Genomic DNA, 24,332 nt, shown 5'->3' with positions numbered 1-24,332 from the left:
GGCTAGGATAGGAGCTTCCATACATATGTCTTACACATGCCATTTTCCTGCTTTGTTATGGAAACCTGTTGTTCAAGCCGCATTGTTTGAAGATCTGGGGCAGGGAGGAGATATTACCACGCAAGCATTGGTAACGCCGGAGCAGAAAATACGCGCAGTATTTCGTGCGCGTCATCCAGGTGTTATTGCGGGGCTTGAAGGCGCACGGCAAGCTTTTGCTTTGTTGGACGAGCATGTGCAGTTTCGTACCCTCAAGCAGGATGGGGACAAGCTGGCCATTGGTGATGTAATTGCCGAAGTAGAAGGCGATGCCCTAACTGTTCTGGCAGGAGAGCGGACAGCCCTGAATATCCTCTCGCATCTGAGTGGTATTGCCACTCAAACACGCCAGATGGTGGATGCAGTGGCGGGCACAAAAGCTGTTATTTGCTGCACCCGTAAAACACTGCCGGGTTTAAGGGCTTTGCAAAAATATGCTGTAAAGGCGGGAGGAGGTGGCAATCATCGTTTTCGGTTAGATGATGCTATTTTGATCAAGGATAATCACCTTGCCTTGTGTGGTGGACGGGTTGATGTGGCTTTGCAAAAAGCACGTGAGCGAACAGGTCATCTTATGAAAATCGAACTAGAGGTAGATACGCTTCAACAGTTAAAAACTGCTCTAGCCTGCGGCGGTGCTGATGCCTATCTGCTGGATAATATGGATACGGACACTCTGCGTAAAGCTGTCAGTATGATCAAGGGCTCTGCCATAGCCGAGGCATCAGGCGGGATTACGCATGAAACAGTGCGCGCTGTTGCTGAAACCGGAGTGGATGTTATTTCTGCAGGGTGGCTAACCCATAGCGTAAAAGCTTTGGATATTGGTTTGGATTACATCTAGTTTTCCAAAATTATATCCAAAAGCTTTTATACTCTATGCAACCAATCTTAGGCTTGCATCTGAAAATCTGCCTGAACGGATACAACTGAAACAGGAGGCCAGAATTCCAATGCAATCTGCCCCTGTAGCTGTGCAAGCTGCTGTTGTATCCAACTCATGTAATCATGTAGGCCACGAATAATGATATCTTCTGCAGTTTGATCAGCAAGTGTCACGCGCAGTTCTGCAACACATTCCTGCAGTTGGCTGCAACGTGAACGCAAACCGGGGTAAGAGGCTAAAAGCGCGAGCGTTTCATCCATCAAGCGCAAATTGGCAGCTAAGGACCGGCAGAAACCTTCATTCTTTAGCAAGAAGCCTACAATATTGGCAGGCGTAATTGTAACAGGCCGCAAGCGTCGGAAAGCATGGTAGGCTGCGGCAGAACGCAATACAGCTGTCCATTGTGTGATGTCGATTTCAGAGCCGGGAGCCTCTCCCTGCGGCAGCAGCATATGGTAGCGAATATCTACCAAGCGCGTAATTTGGTCGCACCGCTCAAGCGTTTTGCCGAGTTTGTAAAAAAGCCATGCCTGATCGCGGTAAAGCGTGCCTTCTGTAATACCAAAATGAGCCTGACAATCCTGTTTGATATGTGTGCACAGGCTTGAAAGGCTGTTTTGATAAATGTCCTTTTCTTTTAGATCCAGAACCCAGCGCGTGAACACATTTAACTGTGTCCACATTTCAATAGAAACCAAAGGGCGAACAGCACGCGCATTTTCACGTATTGCGTGGGCAGTTGCGCAGATAGAGGCCGGGTTTGCCTGTTCTGTCAGATAAAAGCTGGCGACGGCGTCTGCATCGCCTGATGGGTGCAGGGCAAGAAAAGTTTGCTCGTCCGAGTTAATTTGCACAATGGAATGCCATGCAATCTGGCCGTTGGCATCGCGCACAAATGTTTCTGTTACCTCCAGAAGGCGGGCCAGATTTTCTGTGCGCTCCATATAGCGTGCCAGCCACATCATGCATTCGGCGTAGCGAGAGAGCAGGTGGCCCTGTGTTTCGTTCATCATGATGCCATCACCCATGTATCTTTAGAACCACCACCCTGAGATGAATTCACCACCAGAGACCCTTTGCGGAGTGCCACACGGGCCAAACCACCGGGCAAAACCCATACAGAGCGACCGGTTAAGGCAAAGGGACGGAGGTCCACATGCCGGGCTTCCACGCCATCCGGGCAGAGGGTGGGGGTGACAGACAGATTGATAACGGGTTGGCTGATATAGTTGGAAGGATCAGCCAGTAATTTTTCTCTAAAATCTGCCAGTTCTTTTTGGCTGGCGTGCGGGCCAATTAACAGGCCATACCCCCCTGATTCTCCAACAGGTTTTATAACCAGCTTGTTCAGATTGGCTAGCGTATAGGCAAGGCCGTCTGGTTCTGCGCAGATATGCGTTTCAACACTTTGCAGAATGGGGTCTTGCCCTAAATAGTACCGAATAATGCGCGGCATATAAGCATATACGGCTTTATCGTCAGCTACACCTGTGCCTAAGGCATTAGCGAGCGTGACGTTGCCGCGTCTATACGCTTCTACCAATCCGGGAACCCCCAACAAACTGTTAGGGTTAAACGCGAGTGGGTCCAAGAAATCATCATTCAGGCGGCGATAAATGGCATGTACGGCCCGCGGGCCGTTAACCGTGCGCATAAACACCCGATGGTTTTCAACAAACAGATCTTTACCTTCCACAAGGGGCACGCCCATCTCGCGCGAGAGGAAAACATGCTCAAAGTAAGCAGAATTATAAATGCCGGGAGAAAGAAGAACGACTTGTGGATCCACTACGCCTTCTGGGGCCACTTCACACAAGGTTTGATGTAGGCGCAGGCCATATTCTTCAACCGAGCGAATGGGCAGGCCCGATGCCAGATCCGGCATAAGGCGTAGCATCATATGCCTGTTTTCAATAACGTAGGATACGCCGGAGGGCGTACGGGCATTATCTTCCAGAATCAGAAACTGGCCGTTATCATCCCGTATCAGATCCGTGCCGTTGATATGCACATAAACGCCGCCCGGAACATCTACCCCCACCATGGCCTCACAGTAATTGGGGTTATTCAGCACCAGTTCGGCGGGTAATATGCCATCACGCAGGATGTTTCGATCATGGTAAATATCATGCAAAAACAGATTGATAGCCTGAATACGCTGTTGCACACCGCGCTCTACGTGGTCCCACTCCTGTGCGGTAATAACGCGGGGGATGGCATCAAATGGCAGAATACGGTCAATCGCTTCCTTATCTGAATACACTGTAAAGGTAATGCCCATGCGGTAGAGCTGGGCCTCTGCAGCCTGCGTTCGGCGGCGCAGTTCTGACAGACTGAGTGCTGCAAGCCGGTCTTTTACACATTGTAGGGTGGCGGGCGTTGGATCACGCCGATTCATCAACTCGCAGAAAAAATCAGGGATGTGGTAATTATCCAGTAATCCTGAGGAAGTGGCCTGAGGGGGAGCATGCAGGGCTGTTGGTGTCATGGTTTCTTTCCCGTCAGGCTGGTGGCCAGTGCGGCCTCAACTCGTTTCACTACCGAATTAACTGAACAGGTTTCCAGATGTTTGCCAAGTCTAAAAAAGCGGCTATTTGAGCAAGTTTTTGATTGCGTTGGATATGTATTGCATGTGCAGACCATGCTGCTATGGTTTTACGCTACAAGTGTGTGTTCTTGTTGAACGAGGCAACAATGCTTGCCATAAATAAGATAAAAGACAGGGTTAGGGTTTGATGAGTTCTCACGTTATGCTGACGCATCGAACCTGCTATCGGTATGATAGGCCCGTCAGCATGGGGCCACAAACAATTCGGCTACGCCCTACGCTATATTCCCGCACACCTGTGCTCTCGTATAACCTACATGTGCAACCAGCAGAATGCTTGGTAAATTGGACACAGGATGCACTGGGCAATCAGATTGCGTGTGTTGAATGTGCCGATCAGGTGACGCAGTTTGATATTGAAGTTGCGCTGATGGTGGATCTTACGCCGTATGATCCTCTTGCTCATACAGTTATAGGCTCGGAACCTGTGAATGAGGGAAATGGGCAAACGCCGCAGCATATAAGTGAGAATATGCAATCACTCATAGGTGCGCATCAGGTTCTGGCCGCGCAAAACCCTTTGGATAAAATAAAAGCCCTTAACCAGCTTATCGCACAGCGGATTCAATACCAACGGCGTATGGAGCCGGGGGTCTGGACGGCAGAGGAAACATTGCAGCGTGCAAGCGGTTCTTGCCGAGATAGCGCATGGTTGCTGGTAAGTGCCGCGCGTCAGCTTGGTTTTTCGGCGCGCTTTGTTTCCGGTTATCTTATTCAGGAAGAATGTGCGGAAGGTAAGATGACAACCCTGAATGGTGACTTACACGCGTGGGCGCAGGTTCTTATCCCGCAAAAGGGCTGGATTGGGTTTGATACCACATCTGGTTTTCTGGCAGGAGCAGGGCATATTCCGTTGGCAGTTGCAAATACCCCGCAGGATGCAGCGCCAGTTTCTGGCGTGTTGGATTGTTGCAAAGCCGTATTTGATGTGTTCATGCAAGTGCAGCACTTACCCCAACAATGAAACGGTTTTTCTGCCAATCCTGCAACCATCTGGTGGGGTTTGAGGCGACACAATGTGAGTGCTGTGGTGTTACTGTAGGCTATTTGCCAGAGCTTGCTGCCATGACTGCGCTAGAACCTCAGGCCGATGGAACATGGTTGCCTTTGGAAGAAAAGGCAGAAGGCAAAGCGCATGCCTTTTGTATCAATCATGCTTATGGCGTGTGTAACTGGCTGACATTAGCCGCAGATAATGGTGCATCTGCCGGGTTCTGTATTGCCTGTCAATTTAACCGCGTGATCCCCAATCTGAATGTGCCAGAAAATAAAGACCGTTGGTACAAACTGGAAGTTGCAAAACACAGGATGTTTTACACAATTCTGCGTTTGAAGCTTCCATTTAAAAACCGGCGGCAGGACCCGGAAAACGGTTTGGCGTTTGATTTTCTGGATGATGCGGCAGATGGTTCTGTTGCCGTCATGACAGGCCATAGCAACGGCATTATCACGATTGCCACTAAGGAGGCAGATGATGCCTACCGTGAAAAGATGCGCATTGAAATGGGAGAATATTACCGTACTCTGCTAGGGCATTTTCGCCATGAAATTGGGCATTATTACTGGAACGTTCTGGTAAGAGACGGTGGAAAGCTGGAAGCCTGCCGTGCTGTATTTGGTGATGATCGTGCAGATTATCAGGCTGCATTACAAACTTATTATGCGCAATCTCCTCCACAAAACTGGCGTGAGAATTTTGTAAGCTTTTATGCGACATCTCACCCATGGGAAGATTTTGCGGAAACATGGGCGCATTACTTCCATATCGTTTCTACACTAGAAACAGCATTGGCTTACGATATGACGGTAAGTGCTACAGTTGGTGGGGATGCTCCTCTTTCTCCGCATGGAGATCCATATACAACCATGCCTTTTGAGGAAATTATCGACGCATGGGTTCCGCTCACTTATGCGGTCAATAATTTGAATCGTTCCATGGGTTTGCCAGATTTTTATCCATTTACGTTAACGCAGGGCGTTCTACACAAACTGCATTTCATTCATGATCTTATTCGAGGTGCTCAGAATAAATCATAAACTCTTGGAGCGTGTGGGCTTGATGTATGCGCAAAATAAAACCCGATGCAGCCAAAGGAGCCGCATCGGGTTTTGAGTGTTATGCTAGGCTAACAGAAAGTTGCGATTACACGCTTTCTGCAACCCAGTTTTTGCGTTTTGTTGCCTGGCCAATGCCGGGGTTCATGCAGTTGCAGGGATCAAGCTGCTGATAGTGATCCAGCATGTTTTGCGGAGCCTTGTACAGGTGGCCCACATTATGCTCAGCCGGATAGCGCGCTCCACGGGCATCCAAACCGGGCAGCATTTCATGCTCAACAGCTATGGCATTGTAACCCTTTTTCACCACGTAGTCCTGATGCATGACATGGCAGAGGAAGTGGCCGTAATAGAGTTTAACAATCAGCTTGTTTTCAATATCCTGCGGAAGTTTTTCAAACCACTCCCGATCATTCCGGCGCAGGGCAACGTCTAGCGCCACAATGTCTTCTGCTTCCTTATGGTGCACTGCGCGGTATCTTACAGCCGCGCCAGCAGCAGCAAAACGATGCAGGAAGGCAAGTTTGCCTTCTTCTGGCGTGCATTCAAAATATTCGCCAGTGACACTGCCAAAATATGTCTGCAGATATTGGCGCATAGGTCCAGCCAGATCGTGCGAGACCTTGAGCATGAGGTGGTGTTCAAACTTGTCCCGATAATCTAGCATCCGCTTAGGCAATTGGCGAGGCAGCAGGTAGCTGACAGCCTGCATGATCCGATCACTCAGGTGGTCGGGCAGGAAGCCAAGTTTTTTGGCAAAAATGTCAAACCGTGATTTCATGGCGAACATTTTTGGCAAGAACTTGGTGCCAAAATAACGGATAACTGCAAAGGTATCCTTGCCGTATTTTTCAGCAATATTAAACGCATCACGGTGGATATATTCCCCCGCAATCGGCAGTTCATTAAATGCTGTCAGCACATGGCGGCGCAGGTTTTCCAGCTCATCCGTATTGTTAGTGCCGATATAAAAAACAGATGTGTCTTTGTTGGCGGGGAAGGTATCAAGGCGCACAGCAAACACAACCAGCTTGCCCGCGCAGCCTGCAGCTTCGTACCAGCGTGCCGGATCTGCATTGTAGCGGGCAGGGGTGTCGGCATCAATTTCGCGCACGTGGTTGATGTAATTGCCATCGTGCCCTTTGCCGGCGTTCCAATCAATATCTGCTTCTGTAAAGGTGCCAGCTTCCAGCTTCTGCAGTATGGCTTCCGGGTCATTCCCCAGTTGGATACCCAAGTGGTTAACGAGTTGCAGTTTACCATCTGGCCCGACCTGACCAAACACAGCCATTTCTGTATAGGCAGGGCCGCGCTGCACCAATGCGCCACCAGAGTTGTTGCTCACACCACCCAAAACAGAGGCACCAATACAGGAGGAACCAATAACAGAATGCGGTTCGCGCCCAATGGCAGCCAGTTTGCTTTCCAGTTCGTAAAGCGTGGCACCCGGTAGGCACACCACCTGCTTGCCGTTGCCAATCAGGTGAGATTTATCCAGCCGCAACGTGCTGATAAGCACGATATCGCGGTCATAATTATTGCCATCGGGGGTGGAACCACCAGTCAGACCCGTATTGGCGGCCTGCATGATAATAATTTTATCAGCATTTACGCAGGCCTGAGCAACATGCCAAAGTTCGATAAGTGAGCCCGGCTGGACAACAGCAAGCACCTTACCCGCGCCAAAGCGAAAACCATGGGTAAAGCGATATGTGCTGTCTTCTCCGGTCAGGACATGGTGCTGGCCAGCTATATTCTTCAGCTGTTCAATCAGCTGTTTGTTGTTTTCTGCGGCGGTTGTCACGCATAAATCCTTTCTACGGCAGCCGGAGGTCGTGTTTCAGATACCGGCAAGAGTATAACGTAAAGCTGTTTTCACGGTTATGCCTGATATTGCGCCGTGAATAACAAATGACAAGAAACATGGCATAGGCAAGCAAGAAAGTCTTTGGCTACCCCCGTTTCTGGTAACGCATGGCTGTTATAACATGTTGGGGCGCGTTTGTCGTATTATCCTGAAATGCCCAACGCATCAGGCGGTTACTGGAGGGTGATGAAATGGATTGTTTAGAAAATTCTGAAAGATTTTTTATCAATGGGCAGTGGGTTTCCCCATCTGCTCAAGATCAAAAAGACATTATCAACCCAGCAACAGAGAAGCCATGTGGCCGTATTGCATTGGCCCACGCGCAGGATGTGAATCGGGCTATTGAGGCTGCTCATGCGGCATTTGAGGCATGGAGCACCACAACGCGTGCAGAACGGCTAGAGGTTCTAGGCCGTATTCCCTCTCTCTATCAGCGCAGAGCGGAAGAGATGTCGCGGGCGATCTCTCTGGAAATGGGGGCTCCCATCACTCTCGCGCGGGAAAGTCAGACACCGGCAGGCTTGGCGCATATAGAAGAAACGCTAGATGCCTTGCGCCACTACAAGTTTGAGGAATGTGAGGATGATATTCTTATCGCTCATGAACCAATAGGTGTTGCCGGGCTGATTACGCCATGGAACTGGCCCATGAACCAGATAGCCTGCAAGGTTATGCCTGCCTTGGCTGCCGGATGCACTGTTGTGCTCAAACCCAGTGAAATTGCACCTTTATCTGCCATTATATTTACAGAAATCCTGCATGAAGCAGGTCTGCCCGCTGGTGTATATAACATGGTGCAGGGTGATGGCCCTGTGGCCGGAGAAGCCTTGGCAAGTCATCCGTTGGTCAATGTGGTGTCTTTTACCGGGTCAACACAGGCAGGTATTGCCGTGGCGCAGGCCGCAGCGCCTACTGTTAAACGTGTTTTGCAGGAACTGGGCGGCAAATCTGCCAATATTATTTTCCCTGATACGGATTTTGCAGATGCAGTAGAACGAGGTGCCCAAGACTGTTTTGGAAACTCTGGCCAGTCCTGTGATGCACCAACCCGCATGTTGGTGCCGCATGAGCTGATGGAAAAGGCCATGGATATTGCTGCTAAAGTTGCGAATGGCCTGCGTGTGGGCGATCCGGCTGATAGCATGACAGAGCTTGGCCCCGTTGTAAGTGCCAGCCAGTTTAAGCGTATTCAGGCATTGATTGAAGAAGGCACGGCTCAAGGAGCCATTCTGGCTGCTGGCGGGGTAGGGCGCCCAGAAGGGCTTGCGCAAGGCTATTACGTGCGCCCAACCGTGTTTGGTCACGTGACATCGGATATGGTGATTGCGCAGGAAGAAATCTTCGGTCCGGTTTTGTGCATCATGGGGTATGCGGATGAAGATGATGCCATCCGGCTGGCAAATGGCACGCCATATGGTTTGGCGGCATATGTGCAATCAGGCAGCGAGGAGCGTGCGCGCCGGGTTGCGCGCAAACTCCGGGCCGGCACAGTTACCCTTAATGGTGCAGCGTGGACCGTAAAGGCCCCGTTTGGTGGCTATGGTCTGTCTGGCAATGGTCGTGAATGCAGCCGCTTTGGAATTGCAGAGTTTCTGGAAACCAAAGCAATTATTGGGTACGGGGCAGACTCAAAAAAGCAGTGAACGGCTCGGAAAGAAACTATCATTGTCCTGGCACATTATGTTCAGGGCAGAAGTTTGTCCCAATCTTTGGGGCATTTTGAGATGCTCCAAAATACACATTTGCAAGAATTGATGCAGGTCATGGTTGGGATATCTGATTCAGGCTGGGATCAGCATGCAATGCAACAGAATGCATAAATGGGGGAAAAGTATTATGGCACGTGTGGCAGGCAAGGTGGCTATTGTTTCTGGCGCCGCTAACGGCATAGGCAAGGCAACCGCACAGCTTTTGGCCAAGGAAGGCGCTAAGGTTGTTATTGGTGACCTGAAAGAAGAAGACGGGCAGAAAGCCGTTGCAGAAATTAAGGCAGCAGGTGGTGAAGCCGTATTTGTCAAATTGAATGTAACGGATGAGGCTGCATGGAAGGCTGCTATTGAGCAGACGCTCAAGCTTTATGGGCGGCTGGATATTGCAGTGAACAATGCAGGCATTGCGTATTCTGGCAGTGTGGAAAGTACATCTCTGGAAGATTGGCGGCGCGTTCAGTCCATCAATCTGGATGGCGTATTTCTGGGCACACAGGTGGCTATTGAGGCCATGAAGAAGTCTGGTGGTGGGTCTATTGTCAATCTGTCTTCTATTGAAGGCTTGGTTGGGGATCCAACATTGGCTGCTTATAATGCCAGTAAAGGTGGGGTAAGGCTGTTTACAAAATCTGCGGCTCTACATTGTGCCAAATCTGGTTACAAGATTCGCGTCAATTCAGTGCACCCCGGTTATATCTGGACACCAATGGTGGCCGGTCTCACCAAGGAAGATGCCGCTGCCCGCCAAAAACTGGTGGATCTGCACCCCATTGGCCATTTGGGTGAGCCCAACGATATTGCTTATGGTATTTTGTATCTTGCCTCGGATGAATCCAAATTTGTTACCGGAAGTGAACTGGTGATTGATGGTGGTTACACTGCACAATAAGCAAAGCAGCACATGCAGCTGCATGCAGGTGTAAAGGAGTGAAATTTCATGTCCGGTAAAAAGCACTTTTCCCCACGGAGGGAGAAAAAACATGCAACACGGGAGGACCTGATTCTCGCCTTGCTCAATCAGTTTGGTTCTTCTGTAGAAACTGATCGGGAGAAATATCTGGATCTGGTGTCTGAAATTGCAGAAGCTGTAGATGGACGCCGAAAGAGAGCAGGCACAGTAGATGCTACCGAAGGCAATCCAGACGTTAGCGGCTAAATATTTTTAAAAATTAAAGAGAATTAAAAAGAGCCAGCCATTTATAGCAATGACTGGCTCTTGTTTCATTTATGGCAGAGGGTGAGCAGCATTCAGCTTTTCACGCTCTTCCAGCACAACACCCGGCTGCAGCGGTGTAGCGCGTTCCTTTTTAATATCATCAGCCGAGAAGGTGGGCGTAGAAGCCGCGCCACTCAGGGAAGAAACATAAGTCAGCAGAGCGGCAATTTCTTCATCAGACATGGATGACATGGAAGGCATGTACCCCATGTAGGAACCACCAGCTGCCTTCAGGCTGCCAGCAAGGCCGTTCAGCAGTACGTGCGTCACGTAGGTTTTGCCTTCAGGAGAAGCCGCAATTTTGTCAATGCGTCCTTTCAGGGGAGGAAACTGCCCAGGAACGCCATCGCCGCTGCTCTGGTGGCACATGGCACAGTGCGTTGCATAAAGCTGTGCGCCATCTGCCGCTGCATGCGCCGCACCGGAAAAGCCTACGCCCCCGGTAACAGCTGCTAGCAGAGCGAGAACGGTCTTTTTCATAAAATACTCCTGAAAACTGTTCGATAATGAAATGACTATACACGGATAGCCTATCTTCTCAACCTAAGGAGGTTGAAAGAATATGCTTTCTTTATTTCGAACAATCAGGGCGGAAGAAAGGCTTTGTGGCTACAAATAAGGGGGAAAACGGTTACATAGCCGCGCAAAAAGGGAGAACAGGGCGCATGAGGTGCTACGCATTTTGCGCGCATATTAAGATAATGGATAGAAAGCCACTTAATTGCAGCATTATTAAATTTTTAGGGGGAGAACGGTTTTACCGTTAAATGGTGCCCAAGGGCGGCATTTCTACCCCCAATAAAAACAAATAGTTACAGCGCGGTGGGTAAAAGCCTCTGCCACTTTTTTATAGCGTTTTTTTGGGGTTCTGTCCCACAAATTCGGCACGGTGCGACTCTATGAGTGACGCCGGGAATACTGCCTTCAAAGCGTGTGCTAGCGATGTTGCGCGGCGCTTGCTTGGCGAACCCAACAAAAGCCAGTCCATAAAAACAGAATGGCGCTGGGGAAGTCGTGGTTCGTTCTGTCTCGATGTGAGCAAGGGAACGTGGTTTGACAATGAAACCGGCGAAGGTGGCGGTGTTGTTGCTTTGGTCATGCGTGAACAGCGTGTGCCCAAGGCAGAAGCCATTAAGTGGCTGCAAGACCACGGATACCTTGAAAAATTAGAACGCAAACCGACCCAGAAAGGCCAGATTGTCCAGACTTACGATTATGTGAGCGAGGATGGTGAACTGCTTTTTCAGGTCTGCCGGATGGAGCCGAAGGACTTTCGCCAGCGCAGGCCACTGGAAGGCGGCAAATGGTCTTGGCAAACCAAAGGCGTGCGGCGTGTCTTGTATCGTTTGCCGGAAATCCAGCAAGCCATGCAGGCAGGTCAGCCGATCTATGTTGTAGAAGGCGAAAAATCAGCCTTACGCATGGCTGAATATGGCTTTGCGGCAACATGTAGTCCCGGCGGTGCAGGAAAATGGCGTGCAGATTATTCCAGCAGCTTGCGCGGTGCAGATGTAGTCATCCTGCCGGACAATGATGCACCCGGCAAAGATCATGCAAACCGAGTCGCCAAAGCATTGCATGGCAAGGCCAAGCGTGTGCGCATCCTCACATTGCCAGATTTGCCAGCAAAAGGTGATGTATTCGACTGGTTAGAGGCCGGACACGGTGCGCAAGAACTGGCAGCACTTGCAGAAGCAGCGCCAGATTATGATGCTGCCGATGTGGAACCCAAGGAAATTCTCTCACCAGATTGGCTGGAAATGTGCTTGCGTGATGATCGCGGGCAGCCGATTCCCAACGTAGCAAATGTGCTTCTGGCTTTGCGTGCAGACCCTGCATATTCAGGGAAATTCGCATACAACCAGATGGTCTGCCTGCCATACTTGGCACAACCACTCGGCCCGCAGGCGGAGCCGTTCACGCCACGTCCGATCACGGATGAAGATGTAACGCACGTTCAGGAACGCTTGCAGATTGCCGGTTTGCGCCGTGTTAGCAGCGAAATCATGCACCAAGCTGTCAGATGTGTAGCCGTAGAACGCGCCTACCATCCTGTGCGTGATTATCTGAACGGCCTGCAATGGGACAAAATACCCAGACTTGATACGTGGCTGACAGATTACCTTGGTGCGGAAATGTCAGAATACCATGCCGGTATTGGCCGCATGTTCCTGATTGCAATGGTTGCTCGCATCTTCAAACCCGGATGCAAGGCAGACTACATGATGGTGCTGGAAGGCGAACAGGGTGCAAAAAAGTCTACAGCCTGCGCCATTCTAGGTGGTGAATGGTATTCTGATGGTATGCCAGACCTGAAAACCGGCAAAGATGTGCAAATGCATCTGCGCGGCAAATGGCTGCTGGAAATTGCAGAGCTTTCAGCCTTAGGCAAAGCCGAAAACGAAATGCTCAAGCATTTCATCACACGAACAACAGAACGCTTCAGGCCACCATTCGGCCGGTGTGAGGTGATAGAGCCAAGGCAATGTCTGTTTGTCGGAACCACCAATAAATCCGTCTACCTGTCTGATGAGACAGGCGGACGCCGATATTGGCCCGTGAAGATAGGCGAAATTTCCATTGATGATCTGGCGGCTGATCGTGACCAGATACTTGCCGAGGCTGTTCATGCGTTTCGGCATGGTGCGCAATGGTGGCCAGATGCCAGTTTTGAGAAGTTTTTCATCAAACCAGAGCAAGAAGCACGTTTTGAGCAGGATGAATGGGAAGGCTTGATTGCAAACCATTTGATTGGCCGAAATAAAGTCACCATCCATCAGGTGGCTCATGACTGCTTATTCTTTGAAAACAAGAAGATAGGCACAGCAGACCAACGCCGAATTGCCAAAATTATGGAACGCCTTGGCTGGAAACGTGGCACTGTTCGCGGGACTGGTGGCGTTCGATTGTGGGAAAAAATGGTATGAATTACACATCAAACAGGGACGCAGTGACGCACAGGGACGCACTTTCTTATAGAGCGCCCATGCGTGTGCGCGCACACCTACGCACGGACATACCCTTCTATAGAAAAGTGCGTCCCTGTGCGTCACTGCGTCCCTACATGGTGCAGAAAGCAGCCTAATGACGAGCTTTTACAAAACCACGTTCTGGAAACGCTTGCGTGCTGCGTGCCTGAAACGTGACCGGATTTGCACAACACCCGGCTGCAATGCCCGTGCTGTAGTGGCTGACCACATCATACCGCGCTCCAAAGGCGGTGCAGACGCATTGGAAAACCTGCGTGGTCTATGCATTCGGCACCACAACATGCGCAGACACGGCAATGAACCATACCTCAAGGGCTGCAACACGAATGGTCAGCCCGTAGACCCAAACCACTGGTGGAATTCATGACTACAGACCTGACATCAACTTTTATTGCTGATCTGACCGCCCAATCTGAAACCGTAGATGCCAATCGTGTTGCAATGGCTTTAAATCAGGCATGGGGCATTGCATCCGATTATTGCGGGCAGGATGTGACCACCCTTGACCCGATGCCGCAGACCATCACCCGCACAGTGATGGACATTGCAGCAGCCATCTACCATCAGGCAGCGCGTGATCGGTCTATCACCCAAGACCAAACCGAAGGTGTGGGCGCAACCAGCTTTGGCCTTAGCGGATGGGCTGACATGCTGGAAAACCTTGACCCTTGGCGCGGCTTTCATGTGGCTTAAAAATCGCTCAGGGCTTGGGGTTCTCGACCGTGCTGGGGGTCAAAAAATAGTTAGTTCAAAATTGGGATTTTAAAAAATGGGCCTTCGTGGACCCGGTGCCAAACCGGTTTTAAAGACAAAGACCCCGGCACCATTGCCGCTCTTTGGTGATGCACCCGGTGGGGACCAAGTTGCAAGCACCGGTGAACTTCCACTGGTAGGAGAAACGCGGGCAGAGAGGCTGATCTGCTGGATAGAACGCCTGACAATTACCAGTGGCGCTCTGGCAGGCCAGCCCATGCGGCTGGATGAGTGGCAGAAAGATATCATCCGCGCCTTGTATGAGACCGATGAAAACGGCCTGCGCTTTGTGCGCACCGGCGTTATCAGCATGGGCAGGAAGAACGGTAAAACAGGGCTGGCATCAGCTTTGGCGCTTGCCCATTTGTGCGGGCCGGAAGCTGTAAAACGTGGGCAGGTGTTGAGTGCTGCCGCAGATCGCGGGCAGGCGTCCATTGTGTTTGATGAGATGGTGGCCTTTGCCTTGGAACAGCCCCAGCTTGCAGCGCGTCTGGTGGTGCGGGCCTTCAATAAAACCGTAGAGGATGCCGTGACCGGCTCGGTCTATAAGGCACTGTCAGCAGATGCTCGTAAGGCACACGGCCTTTCACCAACCTTTGCGATTGCGGATGAGGTTGCCCAGTGGCGCGACCGTGATCTGTTTGACGCACTTAAGACCGGCGGCGGTGCGCACAGGGAAAGCCTGCTGCTGGGCATTTCCACCAGATCACCAGATGCAGATAACCCACTTGAGGAGCTTTTACGTTACGGTGCCAGCGTGGCAGATGGCACCTTCCCAGATCGGACGTTCAAGTCCTTTGTCTGGTCCGCGCCTATGGATGCAGACCCGTGGGTTGAGGCAACGTGGCGCATGGCAAACCCTGCGCTGGGCACATTCCGCAGCGTGGAGGACATACGCTCCCAGGCAATGCAGGCCATGCGCGTGCCGTCACAGGAAGCAGCTTTTCGAGCTTACACCCTGAACCAGCCGGTGACATCAGACGTGCGTTTTTTGCGTCCTGATGATTGGGACGCCTGCGCGGGAGAGGCCGAAGCAGCAGGGCCGTGTTATTGTGGGCTTGATCTGGCGTCAGGCGCATCTGACTTGACGGCCTTTAGCTTCTATTGGCCGGAAACCGGAAAACTGACCGTCAAGGCATTCTTGCCAAGTGAGCTGGTGGACGTGAAGCAATCTGAAGATCACGCACCATACCGGGAATGGCTTTCGGCTGGTCTGATTGAAGCAATACCAGGGCGTGCCATTGATCGTGCATGGCTTCTGATGTGGGTTGCGCAAGCCATAGAAGGGCTGGATGTGGTTGCTATCGGGCTGGATAGGTGGAACCTGAAAGACTTGGAGGCCGTTGCAGACCGTGAGGGCATAAGCCTGCCGTTGTCACCCGTGGGCATGGGCTTCAAAGATCAGTCACCAGCCATAACGGCTTTTGAAACCGTGGTTCTTCAAGGCACGCTGCAACACGGCGGCAATCCATTGCTGCGCTGGGCTGTATCGAACGCGGCTTTGGATACTGACCCGGCGGGCAATCGCAAGTTGAGTAAGCAGCGTGCCAGAGGCCGTATTGACCCACTGGTTGCTAGTGTGGTGGCCGTAGGCTTGGCTGCAAGTGAGCCCGCCGAGGAAGAACTATTTTTCGATGTGATCGCGTTGTGATGTTGACACAGGAATCGGGTTTTGGCAGGTTCACCAGCGGAGTTTGATCACTCCTTGTAGCTGAAGCGGTGACTGCACGTAACGTGGTATCCGCGCAAATAGAATTTCTCCGGGGGCGTGGGCGCTGTCCAGGGCGCAAGCCTAAAAACCCTCGGCCTGACTTCAGCCAGGTGATCAACCCCCGGAGGCGCGCGCTTTGATCAGTAGGTGCCTTCGGCAATCAAAGCTGAAGGAGTCGCACGTCATGCGCTCATTGTCTCGTCGTGACATTTTCCCCGCATTTGGAGCCGCCGCACTGGCAGGCATTGCCGCCGCCGGGTTGGCAAAACCAGAAACCCTGACCGCCGCGCCTGCCGCGAAGCCGGAAGGGAAAGACGCTGTTGGCATTGCTCTGTGTGAACGCTTCATCAAAGATAACCAATTCGCACAATCTTTCTATGATGGCGTAAATAGAATTGATGATGATGACAGGCGAGATGTCATTGTTAACTCTATTTATGACCGAAATGATGAGGTTGTAGAGAGCATTGTTCTTTGGCGTGCCGTTACGCCGGAAGGCATAAAAGCAAAAGCTCGTGCTCTTGCTGTATGGGCAGGCAAACACATTGCATATAGTGCACATAGTGGCTTGTGGGAAGAAACACTTCTACTTTCTCTGCTACAAGATTTGGCTCCCGAAATTATGAAAATGCAGGGAGCATAAAGATGTTTTTCCGTCATCCCTGCGAGCCAAAACCAGAACGGCCACCAGTTCCATTCCCTGTTTTTCCATTGCCAGTGCAAAATAGTATTGACGCAAGTTATAACCTGCGTGATATATCTCTCATGGGCATATTAATTTCTGAGCATGAGTGGAAAATGATACAATTTGATATACGTCAGTTGGCACAGGCATCTGGTATGACGGAAGCTAATATTGTTATGCTTATGAACAGAATGCCAGAATTGTTTCCAGAAGATCAGGTAGCTAAGGGACACGGCAAAAAGCGGCTTGTATCTGTAAATGGTTTGCGGCGCATTGCATTTGTAGGAGCTATCGCAAGCATTGGCATTGGACCAACACAAGCGGCAAAATTTGTAATTACATTTTTGGAGAATGTTGCTTTGCGTGGCTGGGCTAAGGCAATTATTGACCCTATGCCGTGGCCTGAGCATAGAAAAGAAGCAGATAGATTGCTTCTTGATGCTAATTTAATAAAATTACCGCACTATAAGGATATTATTTGCAAAGAAACCAATGATATTGGTATTGATGAATTAAATTTCAAGTCTTCCGATGACATTACATTTAATTGCGTAATGAGTATTATGGAAAATGGTGATGAATGGGATTTATATAAGGCTGGGAAAGGAGATGTAATACTTACAATTATAAATGGTGATTATGTTGCTGTTAATAGATTGGAAGAAGATGAACTGATATTTGCATTCCAAATCCGAGGATGGGAAAGAGGAGCTGATCTTATTTTCAAAGATATATTCAAGAATAAAGACAAAGAAGACATTCAAGCAGAATTGTCAGTTATAGAAAATGCTTCCGTAAAAATAGTAATAAATCTTAGCGCAACAACACGCATAGCCTTTATGCGGTCAGTTTTATAAATAAAAAAGCGTTGCAGGGGCTGAACTGGAAACCACCACCCTGCAACGCTCTTATCCGATTACGAGAATGACCGTCCCGCAATGCCTCCCAAGTTATAGGCGAGGCATAATAGAAGTACAAGTGGAATTCATCCAATGAGTGAAAATAAAGAACTTTCGCCATTTCAAACCATTGGCAGCCTCGTATCCAAACTTGTGGAAGACATGAACCCACGCCGGGTTTTTGAGGAATTTTATCGTGAAGAAGTCAACGAATTTGGCTTTGTTCATGAAATGGAAGGGCTGTAAATGACACTCCGCGAAATGCAGGCACGTAAAGCAGAAATTGCAACTGAACTGCGTGCCTTGAATACTGCACATCCAGATGCATTACCGACCGAAGCACAGACCCGCTGGACAGAACTGTCCACTGAATTGGCCGGTTTGGAAAGCCGTATGGCGCGTCAGGCGCAAATTGATGAACTGGACAGAACAGCGCCAGCCGATCGCATAGGCGGTGGTGCGCCAGTGCAGCCAGAAATCCGTGTTGCCGGGTTCGATGAACCAGCCAGGACGCCAGAGAATTTTGACGGCCTGTTCTTGCGCACACAGGAAGGTCAGACTGTTCCGGTTTTGGAGGCGCGGCATAGTCTTGCATCATTCCTGCCTGCAACAGAAAACCGCGCACAAGAACTCGGCCTTGGTGGCTTCTTGCGTGCGCTTTATCGTGGCCCGCAGACTGAACTTGAACGCCGCGTCATGTCAGAAAGCAGCATTGGTTCAGGCGGTGCGCTTGTGCCTGTGCCAGTCGCTGCCGGTATTCTTGATGAACTGCGAGCAGCAACGGTTTCTTTCTGTGCTGGTTGCCGCACTGTGCCGATGGGTTCCCAGTCTCTTACATTCGGGCGGCTGACCAAAACACCAGTAGGTGCATGGCGGGCAGAAAATGCCGCCATTGTTGAAGATGAAAGCACCTTTGACCAGGTGAAAATGACCGCCAAGTCATGGGCATTGCGCTGCAAGATCAGCCGCGAACTGCTGGAAGATGGGCAGAATGTGGATAGCATTATCCGTTCCGCCTTTGCTGCATCTGGTGCTTTGGCATTAGATCAGGCCATTCTGTTTGGTGATGGCACCGCCAACAGCCCGCTTGGCATCGTCAACACGCCAAACATCCAGACATCAGCTCTCAACGGCAAGTTAACAAACTGGGACCCGGTTTTGGATGCCGTGCTTGATCTGGAAAACGTGAATGCAGGCAAGGTGTCTGCCATGATTATGGCGCCGCGCACCAACCGTGCAATTCGTGGTTTCAAGGATGCCAACGGCAACCCATTATCTGCCCCGGCTGATGTTTCCACTATTCCGCGCCTCACAACCACAAGCGTTCCGGTAAATCAGGGCACGGACAATAACGCCAGCAGCATTGTCATGGGCGATTTTTCCCAGGTCTACGTTGGTATGCGCACCAGCTTGCAGATTAGCGTGTTGAACGAACTGTATGCAGAAAACGGGCAGATTGGCTTCGTGGCATGGATGCGTGCAGACGTTCTGGTCGTGCGGCCACAAACATTGCTGACCCTGACAGGTATTACGCAATGACGGGCGCGACTGGCAGCGTGGAAAGGCGTTCGTGTGGCGTAGAATTTCGCGCCGCCGGTCGCAAGCTGGAAGGCTATGCCGCAGTGTTTGGGGCATCAGCTCGCATTGGCAGTTTTTCAGAAACCATCCGTTCTGGGGCGTTTTCACAAACGCTCCAGAGCAACCCGGATATTCTTGCCTTGGTAGATCATGACCCAACTAGGCTGCTGGCACGCACGGCGTCTGGTTCGCTCAAACTGGCGGAAGACACGCGCGGGCTGCATTTTGAACTGGCAATCCCAGACACCCAGCTTGGTCATGATGTTCTGGCTTTGGCCGAGCGGCGTGATCTGGGCGGCATGTCTTTTGGTTTCCGCGTCAAAGATGAAGCGTGGCCCGCGTCAGATCAACGGGAACTGCGTGCAGTCGATCTGGTGGAGATCAGCGTTGTGCAGGCGTTTCCTGCCTATGCCGATACCACCATATCAGCACGTAGCCGTCTGGTTGGTCTGACACCTGCACAACGGCTGCGCTTCTTGGAGACAATCTGATGAGCTTTCTTGATCGCCTTTTTGGCCGCACAGAAAAGCGCGATACGGTATCAGCAGAACCTGTTTTGCCCAGCATGTGGTTTCCACGCGGTCCCGGCAATCCAGAAGGACTGTCAACTGTTCTGGCTTGCGTCAACGCGATTGGCAGCGGCATTGGTTCGCTGGATGTGTATGTTTACAACACATCTGGCGATACCAGAACAGAAGCCCCAAACCATCCAGTGGCGCGGCTGATACGCCAGCCCAATGAGAATCAGACATGGCCCGATCTTGTGGAATGGCTCATGGGTAGTGTTCTGCTGACAGGCAACGCGCTGCTGACCATCCAGTATGATGGTGCAGGCCGTCCTACGGGATTAACACCTGTGCCGTGGCAATGCGTGCAGGTGGATAGGCTGGCATCAGGTCGCCTGCGCTACACGGTCATTGCATGGCAAGGTATCACACGCACCTATCTGGATGATGAGGTTTTCCACCTGCGCGACCGTTCAGATGATGGGCTGATGGGACGTAGCAGGTTAAGCCGCGCAAGAGATGTGCATACGGCTGCTGCTGCCTTGCAAGATTACAGCCTGAACATGTGGCAGAACCAAGCCACACCAAGCGGCATCATCACATTCGAAAATGCACGGCCTGCACCAGCCGCACTGGATGAATTGAAGCAGGAAGTCCGCAACAAGTTTTCTGGCACCGGCAATGCACGTCAGGTCATGGTTATGTCCAATGGCATGAAGTGGCAATCTATCGGTATCAGCCCAGAAGATGCCGAAGCATTGGAAAGCCGCAAGTTCAGCGTTCAGGAACTGTGCCGAGTCTATGGTGTGCCGCCACCGATTGTGCAGGATTACAGCAACAACACATTCACGAACGCAACACAGGCCAGCTTGTGGTTTGCCACCAATACGTTGCTGCCTTGGGCACGCAAGATTGAAGCTGAATTCAAGCGTTCAGTGTTTGGTGCATCCAGCCCGTTCGAAATGCACATAGACCTGTCCAGTCTGATGCGTGGTGACTACGCAACCCGCTGGCAGTCCTATGGCATTGCCATACAGAATCAAATTCTGACCGTGAACGAAATTCGTGAGCAGGAAGGATATAATCCCAAGCAGGAGGATGCAGCGTGAAATCGCGTTATGACCATCTGCCGCCCGGTCTTTTGCCTATTGTTTTGCGCCGTAAAGCTGCATCGGCATTTTTTGATGTAAGCGAAAGCACTTTTGACAAAATGGTTGAGCAGGGACTTGTCCCTAAACCGGCGCGTATAGGATCAATATCAATCTGGTTCCGGCCTGCTTTAGTAGCAGCGGCGGCAAGAATGACCGGCACAGAGCTGCAATATTCTGCCCAGTCGGAAATGCAGGATGCACCTAACGAATGGGATGCAATCGTTAAAAAATGATACAGGTGAAGCGGCGCTATAAATACGTGTCAGAAGATATAGACCGGCACGGCAATGTGCGTGTGTATTTGCGCCGTCCGGGCCATAGAAAAGTCCGGCTGCATCAGATACCCGGAACGCCGGAATTTGATGAAGAATACCGCAAGGCAATGGCAGGCGAAATCCTGCCAGCCACGCCAACCAGAGAAGTCGTCATTCCGGGCAGTTTTCGGGATCTGTGCATAAGCTATTTTGGTTCGGCCATATTTGCACGGCTGGATGGTCGCACCCAGTATGTCCGGCATGGCGTTCTGGATGGTCTGTGTGAAACATGCGGCAAGTTTCAGGTTGCTACCATCCAGCCACGGCATGTTCTGGCGTTGCGAGATAGCAAGCAGGGCAAAGTAGCGGCAAGCAACGGCATTCTCAAAGCCTTACGCCAGCTTTTTGCATATGGTGTTCAGATTGGCGCGTTAAGCAAAAATCCAGCCAAGGACGTGCCTTATATTCCATCATCAGGAACGGGTTTTCATAGCTGGTCAGAAAAAGAAATCGAGCAGTTCGAAAATACCCACCCGATTGGAACGCCTGCCAGATTGGCTTTTGCCATGCTGCTTTACACAGGGCAGCGCCGTGGTGATGTGGTGCAGATGGGCATCAAGGATGTGCGGAATGGATACATCACCTTCACCCAAGAAAAGAACATCAAGAAGAAGCCTGTCACACTCACGCTGCCAATCTTTCCTGAACTCAAGAAAATCATAGAGGCAACACCAGGCGCGTTAGAGGGAAACACATTCATCCAAAGCACCTATGGCAACCCATACACGCCAGAAGGTTTTGGGAATCGGTTTCGCCAATGGTGCAACGAAGCAGGGCTACCGCATTGCGCAGCGCATGGCTTGCGTAAGGCAGCAGCGGTGCGGATGGCAGAGATCGGATGCACAGCGCATGAGATCGCGGCTGTAACAGGCCACCGGTCATTGAAAGAGGTTCAACGCTACACGCTTGCAGCAGATCAGAAGCGACTGGCAGCGAGTGCGTTCGCACGTATGCAGGGACAAGAAATGTCCCACAATGAAGCGAAAAATGCAGAGTGGGGCAAAAACAGCCCGCAACGCATTGTAATTAAAGGGAAAAAATATGATATGGTGCCCAAGGGCGGGATCGAACCACCGACACTGCGATTTTCAGTCGCATGCTCTACCAACTGAGCTACTTGGGCACCGCAGCCTCGCGGCGTGAGAGAGCATGTATCTCACTCTTTGCACGAGATCAAGTCACCTTTCGTCATTTCTTTCAGCTTTTTCATCATTTTCAATCGGAGCAGGCGCACCGGGAATACGATAGTCGCCAGAAAACCAGCGGCCGAGATCCACATCCGCACAACGTTTTGAGCAAAAAGGCCGAAATTCAGCCTGTGCAGGTTTGCCGCATACGGGGCATTTAGCGGGTTTAGAAGTCATGCGTCCTGAACCGTCCAGAAAAAATCAGGCAAAGCAGGATCAGCCTTTAGGGCTAAAGGCTTCCCACGGAGCTGCACACAGTCTGCCACAGCTTGCGGGTCCTGCTCCAGTGCCCGAATAAGGGGAATACTGCCACGTAAGATGGTTGCTGTAGGGGCTTCTGCCAAAATGGTGCGGAGCGCCTTAAGCGCATGCCCATGGGAAGAGTTTAGAAGCTCTGGAAGAGAAGGATAAATACGCGGGCGCACAATTTCAATCAGCCCTAAAGCGCTGACACCAAGGCAGCGTGGGCGAAGAGGGTCTGCCTGCAAGGCTGCCTGCACAACATCCTGCAAGGCCTGACGCTTGCGCATGGCCATCCCTGCTGGATCAATAACAATGGCGCCAGAAAGATTGCGCAGGCGAATTTGGTGCAAAAGTTCAGGCAATGCATCACGGTTTGCAGCAAATTGTGCAGTCTGCTTAGGCCGAGACCCCGCAACAGGTGGGGCATCTATATCAATGGCAACAAGTGCAGGGGTGGGCGTAATGGTGGCCTGCATATTGCCGGGCAGTTCTACGGTGCTGTCTTCCAGAGCATGACATGCAGCCACGATTTCTGGTGGCATGGGTGTAAACCCGGAGTCTCTTTTTGCGCGTAAGGATAGAGGCACGCGGGCAGCTGCTTGTGGGGTATCTACTACAATGGTTGCCTTAGGCCATTGGCTGGCCAAACGCTCTAAAGGTGTTGGGCCAGCAGTTACAAGGCCAATATCCTTACCTTGTGCAGAAGGCTCCAGCATGCGTACACGCACACCCTTGCCACCTTGTGCAGCGCGAGAAACGCAAACTGTTATGCTTTGGCCTTCGGTAAGATGCGAGACCGCTTTCTGATCAGATAGAAAGCCCTGCAAGCCTTGGCCCAGATCAACAAAAGCCCCACCCATAAAGGCTGCTTGCGCCGCCACGCGGGCAACATAAATATTGCCAACAAGATCCGGGGCAGCTGGCCGCCAAAGTGCGTAATCCAGCAGCGCATCATCTTGGGTAACGGCAAGGCGCATTTCACCCGGAAAGGTGGCAACACGCAAATATTGCATCACGCCAGCCAAGGCCCGGGTTGCCCACGTAAAAGTTGGGCTGTTTCGAACAGAGGCAACCCAATAACAGCTGAGCTGCTGCCAGATAGAAAGCGAATAAAGCTGGCTGCATGGCCTTGCAGGGCATAACCACCTGCTTTGCCTTCCCAATCACCTGCATCTAACAAGGCGTTGATCTGATGAGGCGTGAGGCGGTTAAACGTAACTGCTGTTTCTACCAGCCGGTCCGCTGCTTTGCCTTTTGACCAAGTGGCACTGGGCATAACAGCAACAGATGTGATGACCGTGTGCCGTCTGCCAGAAAGACGTTCCAGACAGAATTGCGCTGTTTCACGGTTTTCGGCTTTGGGCAAAATACGCCGCCCCAACGTAACCACTGTATCCGCAGCAAGAATTAATGCGGGTTCGGTCACATAGGCAGCTACAGCGCGCGCTTTTTCTAACGCCATACGGCGCGCATAAGCGCGAGGAAGTTCGTTTTTTGCGGGTGTTTCGTCAATATCAGCCGGAACAATGCGGTCAGGCACTACGCCAATCTGGCGCAGCAGATCTACCCGCCGGGGCGAAGCAGATGCCAGTACAAGGAGAGGTGCCTCTCCTTTAACGGAGTTCTGCTGGCCGGAAACTGTCACGGCTTTATTTGAAGCGGAACGTAATGCGACCCTTGGAAAGGTCGTAAGGTGTCATTTCAACATTCACGCGGTCGCCCGCCAGAACGCGAATACGGTTTTTACGCATTTTGCCGCTGGTGTGCGCCAGAATAACGTGTTCATTGTCCAGCTTTACGCGGAACATGGCATTAGGCAGCAGTTCAGTTACCGTGCCGCTAAATTCAATCATGTCTTCTTTAGACATTGCATCCTTCGTATGTTTCAGAGCCGTTAAAGGTCAATCTTGGTGAGCAGATATGGGTGACCGGCAG

Annotated in this window: 26 protein-coding genes, 1 tRNA gene and 1 pseudogene; 18 read left to right on the top strand and 10 right to left on the bottom strand. The window is 51.2% G+C overall.

Going from position 1 to position 24,332, the window contains the following annotated elements; all coding sequences use genetic code 11:
- Nucleotides 1–25: 25 nt before the first annotated feature.
- Nucleotides 26–883 (top strand): carboxylating nicotinate-nucleotide diphosphorylase, encoded by an 858-nt coding sequence (gene nadC, locus EOV40_RS09425; protein WP_128105761.1) that lies wholly within the window; start codon nucleotides 26–28, stop codon nucleotides 881–883.
- A gap of 47 nt (nucleotides 884–930) precedes the next feature.
- Here nadC and EOV40_RS09420 read toward each other — a convergent pair whose 3' ends face one another.
- Both EOV40_RS09420 and EOV40_RS09415 read right to left on the bottom strand, forming a co-directional pair.
- Nucleotides 931–1,935, bottom strand: a complete 1,005-nt coding sequence (locus EOV40_RS09420; RefSeq protein ID WP_208729326.1) for an alpha-E domain-containing protein — start codon at nucleotides 1,933–1,935, stop codon at nucleotides 931–933.
- On the bottom strand, nucleotides 1,935–3,413 hold the full coding sequence (locus tag EOV40_RS09415) for a circularly permuted type 2 ATP-grasp protein (protein ID WP_128105759.1): 1,479 nt from the start codon (nucleotides 3,411–3,413) through the stop codon (nucleotides 1,935–1,937). Before EOV40_RS09415 ends, EOV40_RS09420 begins: the two co-directional genes overlap by 1 nt.
- 247 nt (nucleotides 3,414–3,660) lie before the next feature.
- On the opposite strand from EOV40_RS09415, the gene EOV40_RS09410 reads away from it, so the two are divergent.
- Both EOV40_RS09410 and EOV40_RS09405 read left to right on the top strand, forming a co-directional pair.
- Nucleotides 3,661–4,497, top strand: a complete 837-nt coding sequence (locus tag EOV40_RS09410) for a transglutaminase family protein (RefSeq protein WP_128105758.1) — start codon at nucleotides 3,661–3,663, stop codon at nucleotides 4,495–4,497.
- Nucleotides 4,494–5,570, top strand: coding sequence for a zinc-binding metallopeptidase family protein (locus EOV40_RS09405; protein ID WP_128105757.1), 1,077 nt, complete (start codon nucleotides 4,494–4,496; stop codon nucleotides 5,568–5,570). Before EOV40_RS09410 ends, EOV40_RS09405 begins: the two co-directional genes overlap by 4 nt.
- Before the next feature lie 106 nt (nucleotides 5,571–5,676).
- Here EOV40_RS09405 and dld read toward each other — a convergent pair whose 3' ends face one another.
- The gene (dld, locus tag EOV40_RS09400) at nucleotides 5,677–7,392 is read right to left on the bottom strand and encodes a D-lactate dehydrogenase (RefSeq protein ID WP_128105756.1); all 1,716 of its coding nucleotides are present in this window, start codon (nucleotides 7,390–7,392) and stop codon (nucleotides 5,677–5,679) included.
- Between the two features lie 254 nt (nucleotides 7,393–7,646).
- Here dld and EOV40_RS09395 point away from each other — a divergent pair, with 254 nt between their 5' ends.
- The 3 genes from EOV40_RS09395 to EOV40_RS09385 all read left to right on the top strand — a co-directional run bounded on the left by EOV40_RS09395 (nucleotide 7,647) and on the right by EOV40_RS09385 (nucleotide 10,320).
- A complete protein-coding gene (locus EOV40_RS09395; RefSeq protein ID WP_128105755.1) occupies nucleotides 7,647–9,098 on the top strand; it encodes an aldehyde dehydrogenase family protein in 1,452 nt (483 codons plus the stop codon).
- A gap of 193 nt (nucleotides 9,099–9,291) precedes the next feature.
- Nucleotides 9,292–10,053, top strand: coding sequence for a glucose 1-dehydrogenase (locus tag EOV40_RS09390; RefSeq protein WP_050820249.1), 762 nt, complete (start codon nucleotides 9,292–9,294; stop codon nucleotides 10,051–10,053).
- Nucleotides 10,054–10,101: 48 nt separating this feature from the next.
- Nucleotides 10,102–10,320 (top strand): hypothetical protein, encoded by a 219-nt coding sequence (locus EOV40_RS09385; protein WP_128105754.1) that lies wholly within the window; start codon nucleotides 10,102–10,104, stop codon nucleotides 10,318–10,320.
- A 69-nt stretch (nucleotides 10,321–10,389) separates the two neighbouring features.
- Here EOV40_RS09385 and EOV40_RS09380 read toward each other — a convergent pair whose 3' ends face one another.
- A complete protein-coding gene (locus tag EOV40_RS09380; protein WP_087651857.1) occupies nucleotides 10,390–10,860 on the bottom strand; it encodes a c-type cytochrome in 471 nt (156 codons plus the stop codon).
- 419 nt (nucleotides 10,861–11,279) lie between these two features.
- On the opposite strand from EOV40_RS09380, the gene EOV40_RS15140 reads away from it, so the two are divergent.
- From EOV40_RS15140 to EOV40_RS09330, 11 genes are all read left to right on the top strand, one after another.
- Nucleotides 11,280–13,307, top strand: a complete 2,028-nt coding sequence (locus tag EOV40_RS15140; protein WP_208729151.1) for a VapE domain-containing protein — start codon at nucleotides 11,280–11,282, stop codon at nucleotides 13,305–13,307.
- A gap of 157 nt (nucleotides 13,308–13,464) precedes the next feature.
- Nucleotides 13,465–13,737 carry an HNH endonuclease gene (locus tag EOV40_RS09370; RefSeq protein ID WP_050818380.1) on the top strand — a complete coding sequence of 91 codons (273 nt, stop codon included), beginning with the start codon at nucleotides 13,465–13,467 and terminating at the stop codon, nucleotides 13,735–13,737.
- Entirely contained in the window at nucleotides 13,734–14,063 is a 330-nt protein-coding gene (locus tag EOV40_RS09365; protein WP_124297189.1) for a hypothetical protein, read from the top strand. The genes EOV40_RS09370 and EOV40_RS09365 overlap by 4 nt, the downstream gene beginning before the upstream one ends.
- A 76-nt stretch (nucleotides 14,064–14,139) precedes the next feature.
- The gene (locus tag EOV40_RS09360) at nucleotides 14,140–15,774 is read left to right on the top strand and encodes a terminase large subunit (protein WP_050818378.1); all 1,635 of its coding nucleotides are present in this window, start codon (nucleotides 14,140–14,142) and stop codon (nucleotides 15,772–15,774) included.
- A gap of 244 nt (nucleotides 15,775–16,018) precedes the next feature.
- Entirely contained in the window at nucleotides 16,019–16,477 is a 459-nt protein-coding gene (locus EOV40_RS09355) for a hypothetical protein (protein WP_128105753.1), read from the top strand.
- A gap of 2 nt (nucleotides 16,478–16,479) precedes the next feature.
- Nucleotides 16,480–17,376 carry a hypothetical protein gene (locus EOV40_RS09350; protein WP_128105752.1) on the top strand — a complete coding sequence of 299 codons (897 nt, stop codon included), beginning with the start codon at nucleotides 16,480–16,482 and terminating at the stop codon, nucleotides 17,374–17,376.
- A gap of 135 nt (nucleotides 17,377–17,511) precedes the next feature.
- Nucleotides 17,512–17,664, top strand: coding sequence for a hypothetical protein (locus EOV40_RS15000; protein ID WP_167506866.1), 153 nt, complete (start codon nucleotides 17,512–17,514; stop codon nucleotides 17,662–17,664).
- Nucleotides 17,665–18,957 carry a phage major capsid protein gene (locus tag EOV40_RS09345; protein ID WP_128105751.1) on the top strand — a complete coding sequence of 431 codons (1,293 nt, stop codon included), beginning with the start codon at nucleotides 17,665–17,667 and terminating at the stop codon, nucleotides 18,955–18,957.
- Nucleotides 18,954–19,487, top strand: a complete 534-nt coding sequence (locus EOV40_RS09340) for an HK97 family phage prohead protease (protein ID WP_050818374.1) — start codon at nucleotides 18,954–18,956, stop codon at nucleotides 19,485–19,487. The genes EOV40_RS09345 and EOV40_RS09340 overlap by 4 nt, the downstream gene beginning before the upstream one ends.
- Nucleotides 19,487–20,611 (top strand): phage portal protein, encoded by a 1,125-nt coding sequence (locus EOV40_RS09335; RefSeq protein WP_128105750.1) that lies wholly within the window; start codon nucleotides 19,487–19,489, stop codon nucleotides 20,609–20,611. The genes EOV40_RS09340 and EOV40_RS09335 overlap by 1 nt, the downstream gene beginning before the upstream one ends.
- Complete coding sequence (locus EOV40_RS09330) at nucleotides 20,608–20,886, top strand: helix-turn-helix transcriptional regulator (protein WP_128105749.1); 279 nt, start codon at nucleotides 20,608–20,610, stop codon at nucleotides 20,884–20,886. Before EOV40_RS09335 ends, EOV40_RS09330 begins: the two co-directional genes overlap by 4 nt.
- A gap of 29 nt (nucleotides 20,887–20,915) precedes the next feature.
- On the opposite strand, the gene EOV40_RS15290 is transcribed toward EOV40_RS09330, so the two are convergent.
- Nucleotides 20,916–21,236, bottom strand: coding sequence for a hypothetical protein (locus tag EOV40_RS15290; RefSeq protein WP_244176697.1), 321 nt, complete (start codon nucleotides 21,234–21,236; stop codon nucleotides 20,916–20,918).
- 237 nt (nucleotides 21,237–21,473) lie between these two features.
- Between EOV40_RS15290 and EOV40_RS15530 the strand changes: the two are divergent.
- Nucleotides 21,474–21,827 (top strand): annotated as a pseudogene (locus EOV40_RS15530) (tyrosine-type recombinase/integrase); the annotation flags it as partial.
- Nucleotides 21,828–22,014: 187 nt separating this feature from the next.
- Here EOV40_RS15530 and EOV40_RS09320 read toward each other — a convergent pair.
- The 5 genes from EOV40_RS09320 to infA all read right to left on the bottom strand — a co-directional run bounded on the left by EOV40_RS09320 (nucleotide 22,015) and on the right by infA (nucleotide 24,265).
- Nucleotides 22,015–22,090 (bottom strand) — tRNA-Phe (locus EOV40_RS09320).
- A gap of 55 nt (nucleotides 22,091–22,145) precedes the next feature.
- A complete protein-coding gene (locus tag EOV40_RS09315) occupies nucleotides 22,146–22,331 on the bottom strand; it encodes a DNA gyrase inhibitor YacG (protein WP_003628614.1) in 186 nt (61 codons plus the stop codon).
- Nucleotides 22,328–23,413, bottom strand: coding sequence for a ribonuclease E/G (locus tag EOV40_RS09310; protein WP_128105748.1), 1,086 nt, complete (start codon nucleotides 23,411–23,413; stop codon nucleotides 22,328–22,330). Before EOV40_RS09310 ends, EOV40_RS09315 begins: the two co-directional genes overlap by 4 nt.
- On the bottom strand, nucleotides 23,410–24,042 hold the full coding sequence (locus tag EOV40_RS09305) for a Maf family protein (protein WP_128105747.1): 633 nt from the start codon (nucleotides 24,040–24,042) through the stop codon (nucleotides 23,410–23,412). The genes EOV40_RS09310 and EOV40_RS09305 overlap by 4 nt, the downstream gene beginning before the upstream one ends.
- A gap of 4 nt (nucleotides 24,043–24,046) precedes the next feature.
- Nucleotides 24,047–24,265 carry a translation initiation factor IF-1 gene (gene infA, locus EOV40_RS09300; RefSeq protein WP_003623225.1) on the bottom strand — a complete coding sequence of 73 codons (219 nt, stop codon included), beginning with the start codon at nucleotides 24,263–24,265 and terminating at the stop codon, nucleotides 24,047–24,049.
- Nucleotides 24,266–24,332 lie beyond the last annotated feature (67 nt).

It is taken from the genome of Acetobacter oryzoeni (assembly GCF_004014775.2).
GTDB classification, from domain to species: domain Bacteria; phylum Pseudomonadota; class Alphaproteobacteria; order Acetobacterales; family Acetobacteraceae; genus Acetobacter; species Acetobacter oryzoeni.
The sequence above is the reverse complement of the archived record's forward strand: the minus strand, read 5'-3'. Positions and strand labels throughout refer to the sequence as shown.